Annotated in this window: 10 protein-coding genes; 3 read left to right on the forward strand and 7 right to left on the reverse strand. The window is 55.6% G+C overall.

The annotated features are described in order from the left end of the window. The first annotated feature begins 532 nt into the window (after positions 1 to 532). Positions 533 to 8,695, forward strand: a complete 8,163-nt coding sequence (locus EGT74_RS12515) for an Ig-like domain-containing protein (protein WP_158618119.1) — start codon at positions 533 to 535, stop codon at positions 8,693 to 8,695. An 18-nt stretch (positions 8,696 to 8,713) separates the two neighbouring features. Beyond that, the gene (locus EGT74_RS12520) at positions 8,714 to 9,694 is read left to right on the forward strand and encodes a PorP/SprF family type IX secretion system membrane protein (protein WP_123846931.1); all 981 of its coding nucleotides are present in this window, start codon (positions 8,714 to 8,716) and stop codon (positions 9,692 to 9,694) included. Positions 9,695 to 9,760: 66 nt separating this feature from the next. Here the strand turns inward: EGT74_RS12520 and EGT74_RS12525 are convergent, their stop codons facing one another. The 3 genes from EGT74_RS12525 to EGT74_RS12535 all read right to left on the reverse strand — a co-directional run bounded on the left by EGT74_RS12525 (position 9,761) and on the right by EGT74_RS12535 (position 12,345). Then, positions 9,761 to 9,967: a hypothetical protein gene (locus tag EGT74_RS12525; RefSeq protein ID WP_123846932.1), complete on the reverse strand. Its 207-nt coding sequence runs from the start codon at positions 9,965 to 9,967 to the stop codon at positions 9,761 to 9,763. 133 nt (positions 9,968 to 10,100) lie between these two features. Beyond that, positions 10,101 to 11,381, reverse strand: a complete 1,281-nt coding sequence (locus EGT74_RS12530; protein ID WP_123846933.1) for a serine hydrolase domain-containing protein — start codon at positions 11,379 to 11,381, stop codon at positions 10,101 to 10,103. Between the two features lie 4 nt (positions 11,382 to 11,385). Further along, a complete protein-coding gene (locus tag EGT74_RS12535) occupies positions 11,386 to 12,345 on the reverse strand; it encodes an NADP-dependent oxidoreductase (protein WP_123846934.1) in 960 nt (319 codons plus the stop codon). A gap of 88 nt (positions 12,346 to 12,433) precedes the next feature. Here EGT74_RS12535 and EGT74_RS12540 point away from each other — a divergent pair, with 88 nt between their 5' ends. Beyond that, entirely contained in the window at positions 12,434 to 13,303 is an 870-nt protein-coding gene (locus EGT74_RS12540) for an AraC family transcriptional regulator (protein ID WP_123846935.1), read from the forward strand. Positions 13,304 to 13,461: 158 nt separating this feature from the next. Here the strand turns inward: EGT74_RS12540 and EGT74_RS12545 are convergent, their stop codons facing one another. The 4 genes from EGT74_RS12545 to EGT74_RS12560 all read right to left on the reverse strand — a co-directional run bounded on the left by EGT74_RS12545 (position 13,462) and on the right by EGT74_RS12560 (position 19,344). Then, positions 13,462 to 13,866, reverse strand: a complete 405-nt coding sequence (locus tag EGT74_RS12545; RefSeq protein WP_123846936.1) for a hypothetical protein — start codon at positions 13,864 to 13,866, stop codon at positions 13,462 to 13,464. Positions 13,867 to 14,086: 220 nt separating this feature from the next. Further along, positions 14,087 to 14,611: a discoidin domain-containing protein gene (locus tag EGT74_RS12550; protein WP_123846937.1), complete on the reverse strand. Its 525-nt coding sequence runs from the start codon at positions 14,609 to 14,611 to the stop codon at positions 14,087 to 14,089. Between the two features lie 5 nt (positions 14,612 to 14,616). Then, complete coding sequence (locus tag EGT74_RS12555; protein WP_123846938.1) at positions 14,617 to 16,140, reverse strand: RagB/SusD family nutrient uptake outer membrane protein; 1,524 nt, start codon at positions 16,138 to 16,140, stop codon at positions 14,617 to 14,619. 12 nt (positions 16,141 to 16,152) lie between these two features. Continuing rightward, positions 16,153 to 19,344 (reverse strand): SusC/RagA family TonB-linked outer membrane protein, encoded by a 3,192-nt coding sequence (locus EGT74_RS12560; RefSeq protein ID WP_158618120.1) that lies wholly within the window; start codon positions 19,342 to 19,344, stop codon positions 16,153 to 16,155. Positions 19,345 to 19,523: the final 179 nt, after the last annotated feature.

Raw genomic sequence — 19,523 nt, forward strand, 5'->3', positions numbered from 1 at the left:
GTGTAATGCCCAGGTAGCTGGCCAGTTGCTACTATGGCACTCTTTGCACATGTCCGGCCGGTTTTCCAGCAGGTTGACGTAGCGTTGCTCCGGGGAGGAGGTTTGAAATCATCGAAAGAAGACCGTTACTGTCAACCGGCAGACGCTGTGGGATGCTTCCGTTCCGGGGCAATGATGTCCGTTAGCGGAGACGGTGACCGCCGTCCGTTTTTCGTTGACGAATAACGGTGCCGGATAACACGAAAGTTATGCCTGCGGGCTTGTTGCAAAGGGTTAAGTTTCAGTATCTTTGCAACATCAAACAGGGCATGAATAACCGTAACACCTAGAGAGTCATTGAAGCGGCAACGAAAGCGCTGATAAACATATCCTTAAACCGTAACCGATAGAAGAACTGAAAACACCTTTACACCAGCACTACGTTTATTACAGCTGAATTTTCTCCATTTCGACTTCAACGGATACACCGGGTAATACCTTCCGAACAGCCATAAAAGCTGAAGGGGGAGGCTGCATGCCTATGAATCATTCTATGAAACGAGATCGCATCAGGCTTCTTTTAACGGCCTTCTTCACCATTTGCGCGTTTGCTGCCGCCGGCCAGCTGCCTTCCAGTCCCTGCGGGACGAGCGGAGGCAAGCGGGCGGACGTGCTCGGTACGGAAGCCCAATACAGCAGTCCCGGCGCCAGCGCTCCCGTTTTCACGATCCCGGCAGGCACAAAATCCATCTCAGTATACGTTTCGTCCGAAACCGGGAAGACCTCCGGGGGGAACGACTTTGCGCAGGGCGATGAGGATTTTCTTTCCATCAGCGCCATCATCGACCTGACGTCCAACACTTCTTCCGGTTATGTCAACTATGCCAAGAGCACGTTCATGGACGGCTCGGGCACCAATCTCTATGGGTGGAAAAACGCCCCCCTGGGCAGTTTTATCCCGGTCGGCGCCCGTATCGGAGATGCGGTGCCGGAGTTGAACAACGTCAATTTCCTGGTCCAGGGCAATACGCTGACCATCACACAAAGCAACAGCGGCGTCCATTCCTCCTTCTACGTACAATATTTATCGCCTTTCAACAATTCCCTGAACCCGATGGAGCCGCAGGTAAAAGCACTGCTGCATGGTACGGCTGTTGCCAATACCGACCTGGTAATGCCCATTCCCGCGGGCGCCGACGTCATCTTTATTTCCGGGAAGGGTACTAACTCGAGCGCCCGCGATCTGAACACGGCTGAAGGGTCGGAAGAAGGGTATTCCAATCTGCGTTTTACGATCGACCTGCAAAAGGGCACTACAACGGGTTTTATCACCGTGGCCAACGGCGGTTCGGCCAACAAGCGCTCTACCTATGCCATCAACAACCTGAGCAGTTCATATACGGGCCATATGGTGGCCGCCGGCCCGCCGGCCGTATCCGGCGACAATACCAACGGGAAGTCCGGCAATGAGGGCTCGGTCGGCATTTATGACCCGGCTATTTACGTACTGAACGGTAACCTGTACATCAAACGGGACGCCGACTACGCCCGCGACTTCGATGATGCCTACGTGGTGGAGTTTTACAAACGGGCAGGGCAGGGTATGAGCGCGGAGTTTGTAAGCTCGGAGATCCAGTTCATTCCTACCGGGCTCAGTTCCACGGCAGGCGTATCCAGAACGTTTAACATCCCGCCGGGCACCAATGCCGTATACCTGACCGCCACGGGCAATGCCGTCAACAAAAACTCGGAAAGCAACGAAAATTCCCTCGAAGCATACGCCTACATCGACCTGACCGCGGGTACCGCCACGGGTTACTTCTACCAGCAGGTGGGCCTGGATCAGACCACGCGCAGGGATGATAACTACGCCTTCAAGGGCGTGCCTCTCAACAACAGCAGCACCCGCGCCCATACCAATACCGTCGGTTTCAAGGGACCCTATGCATATGATATTTCCTTTTCCCTCTCGGCCGACAAAAGCCAGCTGACGGTTACCAACAAAACCGGCCTGGCCAACCCCGACTACCAGTTACTGCTGTCGATCGACAACTTCGGCTCCAAGCCCGACCTGGCTTTCGGTACCCCGGCCGTTACGTTTACAAAATATCCTGGCACCAAAACGATCAAGACAGACCTCACGGTTTGCAATCCTGGCGCCGGCAACAGTACCCAGGGGGTGCCGTTTGCCGTGTACCAGGGTAACCCGGTTACCAACCCCCAGGCGAAACTGCTGTACACCGGTACCCTGCCGGAAGCTCTGCAGGCCGGCGAATGCAAAGCGTTTTCTTTCGACCTGGACCTGGGTAGTTACGACAACCTGAACATCGGCCTTACCATTGTGCTGAACGACGACGGCAGTTACGTTTCCGGCGGCATCGGTGGCACGGTGGGCACCGTCTTTACGCTGGCCTCCCTGGCCAGCCAGCATGCCGGCTTCGAGGAATGTTATTACGACAACAACCTCGTTACCGGCACGATTGCCGTGAACAATGCGCCGGTGATCGATCCGGACCCCAACAACAGTTCGGGCGCCCCCGGCACCTACAGCTACCTGAACTATTTTGATGCGGGCAGCACCGGGGCCACTATCATGGATGCGGATATGAGCATCACCGACCCGGACGCGCCGGCTATTTCGGGCGCTACCATCACGCTGACCAACCGCCCGGATGCCGGTAGTGAAACATTGTTCCTGAACGGCGTACTGCCGGCAGGCATTACCATTTCCGGCAATAACACGAATGTGGTACAGTTGTCCGGCCAGGCATCGCTGGCGGATTACACCGCCGCCATGAAAATGCTGGAGTACCGCAATAGTAATTTTTCGCCGGTTACCGACAACCGCATCATCACCACGGTGGTGACCGACGGCATTGAATCCAGCCCGCTCGCCACCACTACGATCGTAATACAGACCACGCCACGTATCAACGTGGCAGGCAACGGCATCACCATCGCAGACGACGCCACCGCCAGGGTGGCCGCAGACGGTACTGATTTCGGCATGGCTGCCGGCAGCGTGATCACACATACTTTTTCCATTCATAATGTAGGCACCGGCAGCATCAATCTCACCGGTTCGCCTGCCGTGACCATTACCGGCGCTGGTTTCAGCATCGCGGCACAGCCCGGTTCAAATGCCCTCATCAGCGGCGGCAGCACCACGTTCGAAATCAGTTACGATCCCACGGCGCAGGCCGGCGGCACACATACCGCCATCGTCCGGATACAGAATAATGATCCTGATGCAGACAGGGCCGACTATACGTTTACCATTTCCGCCACGATCAATATTCTGCCGACGGTGATGGACAACAGTGTTACCGGCGAAGAAGACCACACCTACGAATTCAAAGCCACTGATTTCTCAAACGCATTCAGCGACGGCAACGGCACAACGTTATCTGCGATCCGGATCAACAGCCTGCCGCAGCACGGCAGCCTCCTGCTGAACGGCGTTGCTCTTACAGCCGGGACCGAAGTACCATACGCCAGCCTGGAGCTGCTGACCTTTGTGCCGGACGCGCAGTGGAACGGTGTTACGGGGCTGGATTGGAACGCTACCGACGGCACAGGTTATTCACCTGCCCCCGCGCATCTGACCATCAACATCACCGCCGTGAACGATGCGCCGGTCATCACTCTTCCTGCCGGGGCGGCAGTTACCGAGGACGTGCCCTTTGCCGTGGAAGACATTGTTTTTTCAGATGTGGATGTGGAAACTGGCACCGTTACCGCTATATTTTCAGTGGCCGGTGGTACGTTAAGCGCGCTGTCGGGGAGCGGGGTGACCGTTGGCGGCCTTGCCGATGCGCTTAAACTGGAAGGCCGGCTCTCTGCCATCAATGCATTCATAGCGGCAGGGAAACTTTCCTATTCAGCCCCGCAGGCTGTAGTGGGCGCCATTTCCCTGCTGGTGGATATTTCGGATAACGGGAACACGGGAACGGGCGGCGCTTTGCACGATACAAAATCGATGCTCCTGAACATCATCACGGTCAACGATGTACCGTCAGCCACAGACGACAACCAAACCACCAATGAAGATACGCCGGTGAACGGTGCGGTGAGTGGTGCGGATGCGGATGGAGACGTGCTCACTTTCAGCAAGGGGACCGATCCCGCGAATGGAACCGTGATCGTGAATCCGGACGGCAGCTATACTTATACGCCGAATGCAAATTATGTCGGCACAGACCACTTCACGATCACTGTGGACGATGGCAACGGTGGCACCGCCGCAGCGAATGTAGATATTACGGTTTCCCCGGTGAACGATGCGCCCTCCGGTACAGGCGATCATAAAACGACGGCTGAAGATACGCCGGTCGATGGCGCGGTAAGCGGCTCCGATGCGGATGGGGATGCGCTGGTATTCAGTAAAGCGTCAGACCCTGTAAATGGTGCCGTGGTAGTGCGTACGGACGGCACCTATACGTATACGCCGGACGCAAACTACGTGGGCACCGATATTTTTACGATCACCATCACTGATGGTAACGGTGGTGCCGCTACCGTGACTGTCAACATCACCGTTTCTCCCGTTAACGATGCGCCCACCGGTACCGGCGATAACAAAACGACGGCTGAAGATACACCCGTCAATGGCGCGGTAACCGGTTCGGATACAGATCTGGATGCACTTACCTTTACCAGGGCCTCGGAACCGGCGAACGGCACCGCAGTGGTGAATCCGGATGGCAGTTATACCTATTCGCCGAAAGCGGACTACGTTGGTACGGACAACTTTACGATCACCGTCGACGATGGTAACGGTGGCACTGCTACCGTGACTGTCAATATCATCGTATCTCCCGTTAACGATGCACCTACCGGTACGGGAGACAATAAAACCACGCCCGAGGATACGCCGGTCAGCGGCGCGGTAAGCGGTTCGGATACAGATCTTGATGCGCTTACCTTTACCAAAGCCTCGGAACCGGCAAACGGTACAGCCGTGGTGAATACGGACGGCAGCTATACCTACTCGCCGAAAGCAGACTATGTCGGCGCGGATCACTTTACCATCACTGTCGAAGATGGCCATGGCGGTACGGCCACGGTAACCGTCAACATCACCGTATCTCCCGTCAATGATGCACCTACTATTTCAGATGATAATAAAACCACCGAAGAAGACACGCCGGTAAACGGCACCGTATCCGGCGCAGATGCAGACAGCGACGCGCTTACCTTTACCAGAGCTTCTGAACCTGTGAATGGCATCGTGGTGGTCAATACGGACGGGAGTTATGTTTATACGCCGAAAGCAGACTATGTTGGGACAGACCATTTTACGGTCACTGTCGCCGACGGCAACGGGGGCACTGCTACTGCAACCGTTAACATTACCGTGTCTCCCGTCAACGATGCGCCCACGGGTAAGGGGGACAATAAGACTACTTTGGAGGATACCCCGGTAGACGGTATGGTAAGCGGTGAAGATGCAGATGGGGACGCGCTTACATTCACGAAAGCAGCAGAGCCGGCCCATGGCGCCGTGACAGTGAATCTGAACGGTACTTACACGTATACACCGGGTACTGATTACGTCGGTTCTGATAACTTTACGGTGACCGTGAGCGATGGCAACGGCGGTACTGCTACCGTAACCGTCAACATCACCGTATCTCCCGTTAATGATGCGCCCACCGGTACAGGAGACAACAAAACAACGCCTGAGGATACGCCTGTAAGCGGCGTGGTAAGTGGCACCGATGCGGACGGCGATGTACTTACTTTCACCAAAGCTTCGGAGCCTGCAAATGGTGCCGTAGTGGTGGATGCAAGCGGCAGCTATACTTATACACCGAGTGCAGATTATGTCGGCGCAGACAACTTTACCGTTACAGTGAGCGATGGTAAGGGCGGCACTGCAATTGTAACTGTCAACATTACGGTTTCTCCCGTTAATGATGCGCCCACCGGTACGGGCGATAACAAAACCACCCCGGAGGATACACCTGTAAATGGTGCGGTGAACGGGGCAGATACGGAAGGCGATGCACTTACTTTTACCAGGGCTACGGAACCTGCTAACGGCACCGTAATCGTAAATCCGGACGGCAGCTATATGTACACGCCCAAAGCGGATTATGTCGGCGCAGACCACTTTACGATCACTGTTTCCGACGGCAACGGCGGCACTGCTACGGCGACCGTCAACATCACCGTAACGCCGGTTAATGATTCGCCCACCGGCACCGGCGACAGTAAAACCACGCCCGAAGATACACCGGTAAACGGAGCGGTAACCGGCACCGATACGGATGGCGATGCACTGATTTATTTAAAGGCCACCGACCCCGTTAACGGTACCGTGAGGGTAAATGCCGACGGCAGTTACATCTACACGCCGAACGTAAACTATGTTGGTGCGGATCACTTTGCGGTTACGATCAGCGATGGCAATGGTGGCGCAGCGACGGCAACCGTCAACATCACCGTAACACCGGTTAACGATGCGCCTGCCGGCAGCGGTGATTCAAAAACGACCGATGAAGATACCCCCGTCAGCGGTTCCGTAACAGGGACGGATACGGACGGAGATCAGCTCATATTCACTACATCCGGCCAACCCGCCAACGGCACGGTGATTGTCAATACCAACGGTACCTATACGTACACACCGAACCCTGATTTTAGCGGGCCGGACAGTTTTGTAATCATCGTCAGCGACGGGAAGGGCGGTACCACCACCGTGACAGTTCACATCACCGTGGCGCCCGGCAATGATGCGCCTGTGGGGAAAGGGGATGCAAAATCCACTCCCGAAGATACTCCTGTAAACGGCGCTGCCAGCGGAACCGACAAAGACGGTGATGCGCTCACGTTCACAAAGGCCTCAGATCCCCTGAACGGCAGCGTAACGGTGCGTACGGATGGTAACTATACCTACACGCCGAATCCGCAATATAACGGCGCGGATAACTTCACCGTCACCATCAGCGACGGCCACGGCGGCACCGCGACAGTTACGGTGCAGATCGAAGTATTGCCGGCGAACGACGCGCCAACCGGCACGGGCGACAACAGGACTACCGAAGAAGATGTGCCGGTAAACGGTGCTGTGACCGGTACGGATACGGACGGGGATCAACTGACATTTACGCAGGCGGGGAACCCGGCACACGGCTCCGTGGTCGTGCATGCCAACGGCACCTATACCTACACCCCGGATGCAGACTATAATGGCACAGATCAGTTCACGGTAAACATCAGCGATGGCCACGGCGGTTCAGTGACTGTTATGGTGAACATTACCGTTACGCCGGTACACGATGTGCCCACAGGTAAAGGAGACGCCAAAACCACCCCGGAAGACACCCCGGTGAGCGGCACCGTTACGGGCAGCACCGGCGACCGGGTGACGCTCGTGTATTCCGGCGGCACAACGCCGGCGCACGGGTCGGTGGAAGTGAATGCCAATGGTGCCTATACCTATACGCCTGAAGCCAACTATTTCGGCCAGGATAATTTTAACATCATCATCTCCGATAAACACGGCGGCACCATCACCGTACCCGTCAATATACTGGTAACACCGGTGAACGACCTGCCTGCCGGCACGGGCGATGAAAAAACGACGCTTGAAAATACGCCTGTCAGCGGCCGCGTGAAAGGCAGCGACATCGATGGCGATGCCCTCGACTTCAGCAGGGCTACCAACCCCGCCCACGGAGCGGCAACGGTGAATGCGGATGGCTCGTATACTTACACGCCCTCGTCCGGATATACCGGCCCGGACCAGTTCGATATCAATATTTCGGATGGTAAAGGTGGCACCGTTGCGGTGACCGTACGTATCACGGTAAGCCCCGTTACGGGCGGCATCGCGCTGGTGAAAACCGCGGCGCCGGACAAGATCAATATCGTGTATACCCTTACGGTGACCAATACCAGCAATGTTGCACTGCACCAGGTCACCATCACCGACCCGATGCTGGGCTTAAAACGGACACTGCCGGGTGAATTGCAGCCGGGGGCCTCGGTTTCCGTCACCGCCACCTACAAAATCACGCAGGAAGACCGTGAGCGCGGAAAAGTCACCAATACCGCCGAAGCCACCGCATTAACACCAGTCAATAAAGAGGTGAGGGACGTTTCCGGTACTACCAGCACGAACAATACGTCCACCGTAACTATCGTGACCGGGGCGCCGCAGGCAGTGAACGATGCCGCCGGCACCCGGGTGAACACTCCGGTGACCGTGCCGGTGCTCGAAAACGACAATGCCGGTGCATCTACGTTTAACAAAAGGAGCCTGCGCATCATTACCCAGCCCAGGTACGGACAGCTGGTGCTGCATGGCGACGGCAGGGTTACTTACATACCGGAAAGTACTTACCGTGGCGATGATGCCTTTACCTACCGCGTGGACGACGTAGACGGCTACACGACCAATATCGCCGCGGTGAAGATCACCGTGGAAACAGAAGGCCTCGAGATTCCGACACTGTTTACGCCCAACGGCGACGGCAAAAACGATGTGTTCGAAATCCGCGGGCTACATAAATATGCGGAAAATGAGCTCGTGATCGTGAACCGATGGGGCAACGAAGTATACCGGCAGAAGAATTATCAAAGCAACTGGAGAGGCGATGGATTGAACGAAGGGACCTATTATTACCTGTTGCGGGTCAAAAAAACCGGTTCTTCCAATTGGGAGGTACTGAAAGGGTTTACCACCCTGATCCGTAAATTCAAACAATAACACTTTATCACATTCAACATGAAAAGAGGGATTGTATTTATCGGGATGCTGTTACTGTTGGGCCGCGCGGGATTCGCGCAGCAAAACGCACAGTACAGCCAGTACATGTTTAATGGTATCTACATCAACCCCGCATATGCGGGCTACAAGGAAGTGCTGAACATACATGGTTATTACCGGACGCAGTGGACGGGCATAGAAGGCGCGCCAAGGAGCTTTTCGGTGGCCGCGGACGGCATCGCCAACGACGGTAACGTGGGGCTGGGAGTGCAGGTGGCGAGCGACAAACAGGGGGCGCAGAGCACACAATCGATTTACGCCAGCTACGCCTACCGCCTGCGGATGAACGAAGAAGGCACGGCGCGTTTATCGTTCGGCATCAGCGCGGGCGCTGTACAGCTGGGCATCGACGGCTCCATGCTGCATACGCTCGATCCGGAGTTCGAATCGCCGGTAGGAGTGCAGCGCACCATCGTGCCGGATGCAAGGGCGGGCATTTATTACGCGGATGAACGTTTTTACGCGGGCTTTTCCGTGGATAACCTGGTGTCGCCCTATATCGGCAAATCCCGCTTTGTATACATCCCTCAGCCGAAGCAGCACTTCTTCCTGACGGCTGGCATGCTGCTGCCGTTGAGCGAAGACATCCACCTTAAACCTTCGTTTTTGCTGAAAGACGACCTGGCCGGACCGACCAGCCTCGACCTGAACGCCTTCCTGCTCTTCCGGGACAAAATATGGCTGGGTGGCTCGTACCGCACCGGCGTACGCCTGTACGAAAAAGGTCACCTGGAAAGTACCTTGAGGAAGGGCAGCGCTGCGGTGGCCGCCATCGAAGTATTCCCGGTAACCGGGCTCCGTATCGGCTATGCGTATGACTTCACGTTGGGCGGGTTACAATCTTACAGCGGCGGATCGCACGAAGTGTCCATCGGCTTCTCATTGAGCGGTGCAGGACCCAATGGCAGCAGGCAGGTGTCGTGCCCGAAATATTTCTGACGGTATAAAATTCCCGCGGCCCGGGCTACGTGAGCCGGGCCGCGGGACCAATATTCAATGTGCATCCTATTTTTTGGGCGGGTGTTGCGGAAATCTTTCGTGTTCCTCTTTTTTTTCTTTTTTCTCGTGTTGTTTTTTGCCTCTTGGAACAATGATATTCAGCGTATCGTCCTGCTGTTTTTCCCGGGTGATATTTCTGCCGTAGTCATTGCCCAGGTTGTCTCCGCCCTGTTCCAGACCGTCATTTCCGATGATTTTACTTCTTGGTGCCATGACGTTTAAGTTTGGTGATCAAACCATACAGGCCCCAAAACCATGCCACGGGGTAACAGCTTTGTTCAGCGAAAAACAGCGTGGAAAATTCTCTTCATAGCCGGGCATTTCGCCCCAACAGCACTGGCCTTCCTCAATCAGCCATGGCCTGATAGGTGAGCACCCTGAACATCTGCTGGTATTCATTCCATTTCGGCGTACCGAATTCCTGCGTATAAAACAATGCAATCAGGTCTTCCTGCGGATCCACCCAATAGTAGGTCGCTACCGCTCCCTCCCAGCTGAAACTGCCTTTCCGCAGTGGCTGCAGGTGATCGTTACGGTCGGTCTCCAGCGCAAAACCCAGCCCGAACTGGAAATTTTCCGGCATAGCGGGGTAGGGAGAGGTACCCACATTGTCATTCAACTGGTTGGTCAGCATCATGGCCACGGTATGCGGGCTCAGCAGCTGTTTTCCTTTATAATTCCCTTTGTGCAGCACCATCTGCAGAAACTTCGCATAATCCGCCGTGGTGGAGCTTAAACCGCCGCCGCCGGACAGGTAGGTATGGGCAATGGCGGGATAGTTGCCGGGGCCGCGGTCGAACACCCGTTCTGCCTTGACCAGCCGGCCGTTTTCCAACGGCTGGTATACGCTGATCAGTCGTGCCGCTTTATCCGCCGGCAGATTGAAATACGTGTCGTTCATTTCCAGCGGGCCGAGAATGCGCTCGCGGAAAAATGTTTCCAGGTTCTGGCCGCTCCAGATCTCCACGAGGTAACCGAGCAGGTCGGAGCTGAGGCCGTAGGTGAAAGTTTCTCCGGGGTCGTGCAGCAGCGGCAGTTTCGCCAGGTCTTGCATCTTATCGCCTACGGTAGCGCCCGGTGCGCCCAGCAGGGAGGGGATGCCGGCCTTGTTATAAATAGCGGCCAGTCCCGGATCACCCATATAAGGCAACTGGTAAATGAGGCCGGAGGTATGCGTGAGCAGGTGGCGGACGGTGATTTCCCGTTTTGCCGGGCGGGTGGTGTAGCTGCTGTCTTTCGGGTTAAAGCCCGTCAGCACTTTCGGCGCCCGGAATGCGGGGATGTATTTGGAGATGGGATCGTCGAGCAGGAATTTGCCTTCTTCCCAGAGGAGCATGGCGGCCACGCTGGTAACGGCTTTCGTCTGCGACGCCACGCGGAAGATGTCGTCCGTTTTCATGCGTCTTTTGCTTTCGATGTCTGCATACCCGAATGCTTTGTTGTACACCACCTGTCCTTTTTTGATCAGCAGCACCGAAGCGCCGGGGATGCGGTGTTCCTCTATTTCTTTTTCGATGAAGCGGTCTATCCGTTGCAGTCTGGCCGGGTCGAACCCTTTCTGGTTTGTCTGTGCCGTACTGTGCAGCGTGATAGCGGAGAGTAATGCGGCGATATGGAGTGTTTTCATTTGGCTATAACGTAACGATGATTTTACCTTTTGTTTTACCGGTTTCTATTTGCTCATGGGCTTTGGGCAGTTCGCTGAAATCAAATTCCGCGGCAATCACGGAACGAAGATGGCCGTCGGCCAGCAGTCCCGCGATCTGCTGCATGTCGTTCCCGTTTGATGTGACAGTCATGCGGATCGAGAACAGCTGCTTTTGCTGTATCGCCTCTTTTACGGCATCGGCGCCGAGGAAGTTCTGTATGCTGATGAGGCGCCCGCCGTTCCGCAGGGATTGAATGGAGTGGAGCACGTGCTCATCCGGGTACATGGGCTCGATCACCACATCTGCATCTTTCACCACATCGGTGAAGGATTGTTGGTTGTAGTCGATGTACTCGTCTGCACCAAGGCTAAGCGCCAGCTTCCTGCCTGCTTCCGAGCCCGTGGCCACCACGTGGGCGCCCAGGTGTTTGGCGATCTGCACGGCATAATGCCCCACGCCGCCGGCCGCTGCGTGAATGAGCACCTTTTCGCCCTGTTGCACGCGTGCATGCGTTACGAGCGCCTGCCATGCCGTGAGGGCCGCCAGCGTGGCCGCAGCAGCTTCCCCGTGGGAAATACCGGCCGGTTTCAGCGCGAGGTGCGCTTCAGGAGCAGCCACATATTCCGCGTAGGCTTTGCCCTGCCCGAAAAAGTTCACCATGCCGAACACTTCATCGCCCACTTTGAACTGTGTGGCGTGTTCGCCGGTTTCCACCACGGTGCCGGCCACGTCCCAGCCCAGTATCCAGGGCGCCTGTTCGGGCGTGGTTTGCAGGATGTGCAGGAGACCTTTACGGTCGCGACGTACATAAGCGTCGACAGGATTGATGGCGATGGCGCGGGTCCGGACCAATACTTCGTGGAGGCCTGCTTTGGGCCGTTCGGTTTCGGTCAGCACCAGGTGCTCAGGTGCGCCGTTATCTTGAAGGAGATATGCTTTCATAATGATCTGTATTGTATAATGCAAAGGTGCGAAGGTTTCATGTCTGAACTTTGGTATAACTTTGGGCTTATTTTGTAATATTCAAGGAATGACGATACAGCACCTCTTCAAACCGTTTGAAATAGAACATTTCGAAGTCGACTCCTGCCCGTGCAAGATTCACAAGCACACTTTTTTCGAAATCACTTATATCCTCAAAGGGGAGGGCACCTACTATATCAACGGCAACAAGTTCAGCTTCAAAGCGAATGATCTTTTTCTGATCATGCCGGACACGGAGCATTACACCCGGTTGAAGATGACCTCGGGCTTCCTGTTCATCCGCTTCAACAATATTTACCTCCAGGCGCAGCAGGCTTCCGGCCGGCAGTACAGCGACCTGGGCGAATGGATACAGAAGCTGGAATACATTCTCGAGAACGGCCACCCTCTGCGTGGCCCGGTGAACCTGCACGACGGCGACCAGCCGCTCGTCCAAGCCGTGTGCGAGGCCATCCTGCAGGGGCAGCACGCCCAGCAGGTGCTGCAAAAGGAACTGACGCAACAGCTGATCAATACCCTCATCACGGTAGTGGCACGCAACGTCGCCCTGTTCAACCTGCAGCCCGAAGGGCAGCCGCAGGCCGGGCGAGACATCCTGCACTACATCCACCAGCACATTTACGAACCGGAAAAACTCAAAGCGGAAAATATCGCGGCGCATTTTAACATCTCGCTCAACTACGTCAGCGAATATTTCAAAAAACATGCGCAGGGCGGCATGCAGCAATACATCATCAACTACAAACTCTCCCTCATCGAAATCCGCCTGCGGCACAGCGATATGCGGCTGAATGAGATCGCCGGGGAATTCGGGTTTACGGACGAAAGCCACTTCACCAAAACCTTCAAAAAACACAAAGGCGTCAGCCCTTCCGCATACCGGAAAGGACTGGAGAAAGAGACGCCGGTAAATTGAAGCGGAATTTCCAGCCAGACGCACTCGCCGGATGCGGCAGGGATGTCACCTGCCGGCATGCTGCGGACGGACGGATGCCGGGAATAGTTTTTAACTGATTCAATAGAAAAAGGGGAACATTGCGTTCCCCTTTTTCTGTAACAAATGTTCCGGGTAACTTAATAAGCCCACACCAGGATGTTGATCGGCGTGGCGCCGCCCGCCGCGATCCATGTTTCGGATCCCATCACGGTGCGCTCCTGCCCGTTGGAGCTGGCTTTGATGATGAACTGCGACATCACCTCCACTGCATATTCCCCGTCGGGAATGCTGGTGGCAAAGGGCAGGTCTTCGCCCGCGGGCTCACCGAATACAGGCGATTGATAGACCACCGCGCCGGTGCTGATGTTCTTTACCTTCACGAGGAACTGACCGGCAGGCGGTGAATAGCCGGGTTTCACGGCCACGGTGAAATTGTTAAAGACGGCTTTTTTTCCAGAAGCGGCATTCCTGCCGAAAGGGGACAAAAAAAGGGCGAGGCATGCGCACAGCGCCAGCATACGTACTACATTGCGACGTTTCATGTGTGGGTGATTTTTAGGTAAAACAAAAATGAAGAGGGTTGAATACATATTTCCGGCCCACGTCTGGTCCGGGTATTTGTTCACTGTGTTATCTGGTTTAAGGGTTACCGGGCGCTTTCATAGTCTTTGCACTGAATAAATATAAGGATAAGTTTTTGAAATAAAAAAGGGGGCCAAAGCCCCCTTTACGTTGTGTTAAATATACGACAGTACTACTAAGCTATTTGCTGGCGAACGCCTCTATTTCGGCGATGAATGCATTTTTCACCGGCCCTTCGAGTGCAGTCAGCTTCAGGTAACGGACGGCCGTGGCAGACAATACCGGGAAGCTCTGCGCGGTTCTGGTAGCGCCCACAAACGTGAGATTATCCGCAAGCGGTATCCAGTTACTACCGTCAACGCTGCCTTCGATTTTGAACTTCGCCATGCCGTTGGCATTGTTCTGGCGGGCGGTCACTTCCACAGACACCAGTTTGATAGCCGTTTTCATATCGATGTTCACCCAGTGCGGGTAAGGCGGGTTAGTAGTGGAATAATTGGAATGCCAGTAGGTGGTGAGCACCCCATCGAGCACTTTGGATGCGCCGGCCTGTTCCGCGGTGGTTTCTTCGCTGGAGGCGGTGGCCGTCCAGGCGCTGCGGTCTGCCTTGATCACGGTGCTTTTGTCCTTGAAAGTCACTACTTCCGCTTTGCCGCATGCGGCCAGTATCACGGCGGTGAGCAGGATATATATGTTGCTTTTCATGTTGCTTACGGATTTTGAGTGAGGTTAGGATTTACCAGCCTTTCGCGGTTGGGGATGAAAAAGATCACCCGGTTGTCTGTCGGCGGCACGGTTTGCGTGATGTTGGTGGACGGTGTGTTGTTCAGGGAGTGTGTGCCGGGATAATTTCTTTCCAGCGGGCGGTTGTTCCTGAACAGGTCGTACGCGCGGTGGCCTTCAAAAGCCAGCTCCAGCCTGCGTTCGTCGATCACCACGTCCAGCGCGGTTTTACCGGCGAGGGCGATGCTGGCCACTGTATGCAGCGCCGCGCCGCTGAGGCCTGCGCGGGTACGCAGCATATTCACATCGTCGAGTGCCGGTTGTACCTGCCCGGTTTTGGCGTAGGCTTCCGCGCGGATGAGGTACATTTCGGCGAGGCGCAGGTAAACGGGGCTACTGAGGTTGGTGAGCCCTTCCTGGTAGTTGTACTTGTTGATGTAATACATCGGTGTATTGGGCACCAGGCGGGTGTTCATGCGCACGTTGGGCGCAGGCACCGGGTAAGGCCAGGCGAGTACCGGGCCGGCGTTGGTGTATGGCGAAATGAACGCGTGGCGCATGTCTGCAGGCTGCTGATCCAGGAAATCGACGAACTGTTTGGAGGCATAGATCTCGCCCCAGCCGGTCTGTCCCTGGCCGCCTTCGCTGTAGTACATGGAGCCGATGGCGCTGAAGTCGCGGTTCTCGGTTTTGATGTGGCGGATGCAGAAGATGGTTTCTTTATTGTCTTCCGGCACACCGCGGAAATAGTTGCGGTACGCATCGCCCTGCTGCAAGGCATAGCGGGGAGAAGTGATCACCTTGTTGGCGAACTCGATGGCTTTGGCGTTGTCTTCTTTATAGAGATACACGCGGCTGAGCAATGCCCAGGCCACTTCTTTGGACGCGAAGTTGTTGTTTTTGTTTTCCGTCATCAGTTCCGCGGCCTTGGTGAGGTCGGCGATCACCTGGTCGTACACGGCTTTCACCGTAGCGCGGGCGGGGAATTCCTCTTCTGTGGTTTCCGTCACGATGGGTACGGCGTCGCCTGCGCCCTGTCCCTGCGGATAGGGGCGGCCGAATACGCGCACCAGGTTGAAGTAGATCATGGCGCGGAGGTAAAGGTTTTCACCTTTCAGCTGGCGCAGGGCCGGGCTGGCATCGTCTTTCACGAAACGGATCACCTTGTTGGCGGAGTTCACCACGAAATAGGATTGCTGCCATACGGCATTCACGTGGCTCATGTCTACCAGGTGTGTATAACGGTAGGCATTGCTCAAGGCATCAGACGACGTCTGGCCCTGTGCGATGTTATCGCTCTGGTACTCGGTGAGGAAGTGGATGCTGCGCACGTAGTTGGGATTCTTCAGTACCGCGTAAGTGCCGATGGTGGCAGACTTCACGTCGTCCGCGTTGCTGAGCGCCGCGTCTTCGTTTTTGGCGGTAGATGGTTCGTAGTATTTTTTGCAGGCTACTGTGGCGCTGAGTAAAGTACAGCTGAGCAGTAGCGCGATGATATTGGTAGATTTCATGTGTTGCTGTTTTTAAAACCCGATGTTAACGCCCAGGAGGAATTTTTTGCTGATAGGATATTTGGTGCCGGAAACGCCTTTGGTGGCGCCGCCTGATGTTACGAAGCTCACTTCAGGATCCATGCCGGAGAAGTTCGTGCCCGTCCACAGGTTATCGCCGCTGAGGAATACCCGTGCCGTGCCGATCTTCAGCCTTTGTAGCAAAGATTCCGGGATGTTGTAGCCCAGTGTTACGTTGCGCAGGCGGATGTAGCTGCCGTCTTCAAGGAAACGGGAGCTGGGCTCGTTGGCCGCTTTGTTACCGCCCAGCAAGGGTTTGGGATGGGTGGCAATGTCGCCGGGTTTGCTCCAGCGGCTCCATCCTTCGGCCAGCACCATCTGGTTGTAGCTGTCGTACAGCCCGTCGGAGTCAAAGAACTGGCGTGAGCTGTTGAACACCTGGTTGCCTTTCACGAAGTTGAAGAAGGCGCTCAGCGTGAAACCTTTGTAGCTGAAGGTGTTCAGGAAGCCGCCGGTGAATTTGGGTGCGGATGAAGTGCCGGTGTATTGCAGGGTGGCTGCGTTGTAAGAATTGGTGTAGGTCAGGTAGGTTTTACCGCTCGCATCGGTGATGATTTTTTCCCAGAGGGGATCGCCTGTGGCGGGGTCAACACCTGCCCAGATGCGCATATACCACTTGTCCATATCTTCTCCCAGGCCCACGGGCTGGTTGGTGCCGGGGGAACCGAACTTGTCGTTGCCGTTGAGTTTGGTCACCTTGTTCCTGTTCAGCGCCAGGTTGAAGCTGGTTTCCCATTTGAATTCGCCTACGAGGTTGCGGGTGTTGAGCGTAAACTCGACACCGCGGTTACGCATGGAACCGATGTTCTGCATGATGTTGGCATAACCGCTGGTGAGCGGCAGGGGCTTCAGCATCAGCAGGGAGCGCGCCTGTTTGTCGTACACATCCACATTCAGGTCGATGCGTTTGAACAGGCTGATGTCGAGACCGATGTTGTTGACGCGGATCTTTTCCCAGGTGAGGTCGAGGTTGGCTTTCTGTGAAGGGTAGGAGCCTGCCAGGCCGGCGTAGGAAGCGCTCTGGTCGTACACGTACAGGCCAAGGCTCTGGTAGTTCGCGGTGGGCGGGTTACCAACGGTACCGTGGCTGCCGCGGATCTTCAGGAAGGTGATCACGGGGTGGCCGCTCAGGAACTGCTCGTTGCTCAGGATCCAGGAGGCGCCCAATTGGTAGAAGTTACCGCCGGGGTTGTTGTTCCCGAACTTGGAGGAGATATCCCTTACGAAGGAAGCGAGGAAGAAATAGCGGTTGTTGAAGTTGTAATCCGCCTGCGCCAGCCATTTGGTGAAGCTGTATTCATCACGGCCGCCGGTGGGTGTGGTTTTGGCTTCGGTGGCGGTGCTCATCGCCGTCATGCCCGCAGGCAGGCCGCGGCCGCTGATGGCGTTGTCGTCATAATAATATTTTTCCGCTTCCACCACACCGAGCACGCTCAGGTTATGATCGCCGAAGTTGTTCTCATACCGCAGGCGGTTGGAACTGAGCAGGGTGTTGCTGAAACGGGTGTTGTGCTGCAGCAGCCCCTTGTCGGCGGTACCCTCCTTGGAGCGCTGGTCGAAATATTCGGTGGATTTGTAGTTCCAGATGCTGGCCCTGTTGTAAGTAGACAGTGTGATGTGTTTGGTGATGGCATAGTCGAGGTTCAGGTCGCCGTTGAAGGTCATCCCGCGGTTGAAACTCTGGTTGTACTGGAGGGAATGCACAAAGTTATGCTGTTCCCGGCCCAGCCAGCCGGTGCCGCTGCCGAAACGGGGCGTGCCGTCCGCATTGTACGGCTTGTCCCAGGGCAGGTAGGTATAAGCGCCATACAGCGTGCTGCTGTGGTGGTTGTTATTTTTCACGTAGTCGCCGTTCAGCAGTACCGTCATCTTGATCTTGTCGGTCAGCTTATGGATGATGTTGGTGCGGAAGTTATAGCTGGTTTTGCTGTTGGTGAGCAGGGTGCCTTCTTCCTTGTAGTAGTTGCCGGACACATAGAATTGCGTTTTTTCGCTGCCACCGGAGGCGGAGAGGGTGTAGCTCTGCGTCATGGCGCGGCGGAACGCAATGTCCTGCCAGTCGGTATCCGTTTTCAACACGGTATCCGGTCGGTTGGTGAATGTTTTCTGGTAGTCGTACAGCTGCTGCGAGTTCATGAGTTTGAACTTGCCGTTGTTGGCTTCATTGTAACCCACGACGGTATTGAGCTCTATCCGGGTTTTGCCGGCTTTGCCCTGGCGGGTGGTGACGATGATCACACCGTTGGCGGCGCGGCTGCCGTAAAGACCGGTAGCGGCGGCGTCTTTGAGGATGGTTACGGATTCCACGTCGTTGGGGTTGAAGGTGCCGCCGATGTTACCGTCTACCACGATGAGTGGCGAGATGCCGGCCGCAAGGGTACCCTGACCGCGGATCACGATATTGGCGCCGGCCACGGGGTCGCCGGTGGGCGCGCTTACCACCACGCCGGATGCTTTACCCTGCAGCAGGCTGTTGAGGTTGTTGGAGGTCACGTCGCGCAGTTTTTCGCGCGATACGGTGGCTACCGCACTGGAGAGGTATTTGACGTTGCGGGAGGAATACCCCACTACGGTTACGCCTTCAATGTCTTTGGTAGCGGGCGTGAGCTGGAGGTTGATGGCGCCCTGGCCTTTGATGGCCACTTCGCGGGTTTCGAACCCGATATAGGAAATCACCAGGTGCGCATCGTCCGGCACGTTGGAGAGGCTGAACACACCGTCTGAATTGGTGGTGGTGCCCTTGGGGGAGCCCTTCACCTTAACGGACACGCCCGGCAGCGGAACGCCCCGGTCGTCTGTAATACGCCCGTTCACGGTCACCGGCGGCGGCATGTCCGGCAATACCTCCATCGGTTTACGGGAGATGATGATCACTTTGTCTTCGATGGAATAATCCAGCTGCTGCCCCTGCAGCACGGTGCGCAGGAAGGTTTCCAGCGGCTGGTCTTTGGCCTGCACGTTGATGTTGGCCCCGTCGCGCAGGATGCCTTTGTTGTAAAAAAATACATACCCCGTCTGTTGTTTGACAACGGCGAATACTTTGGAGAGGGGCACCTCTTTACCGGTAAAGGTGATGGTCTGTGAATGCGTTTTAGCGCTCACATGCATACAGACGGCAAAGAGGAAAACGGTAGTAATTTTCATCGCGTTCACGATTGTAGTTAGGCAAGGCCGCCGGGATGTTGCCGGCAAAGTCCTCACTGTGCTTAGATGTTTGGTTGCGGCCCTATGCGCAAGGCAATAGAAGGCATACTTACAAAAAGCCAGGAAATTCATACTTTTGTAAAGGTTTAGGTTGATTAAAAATGTAGTCTTTAGCCAGA

This window comes from Chitinophaga lutea (assembly GCF_003813775.1).
GTDB lineage: Bacteria > Bacteroidota > Bacteroidia > Chitinophagales > Chitinophagaceae > Chitinophaga > Chitinophaga lutea.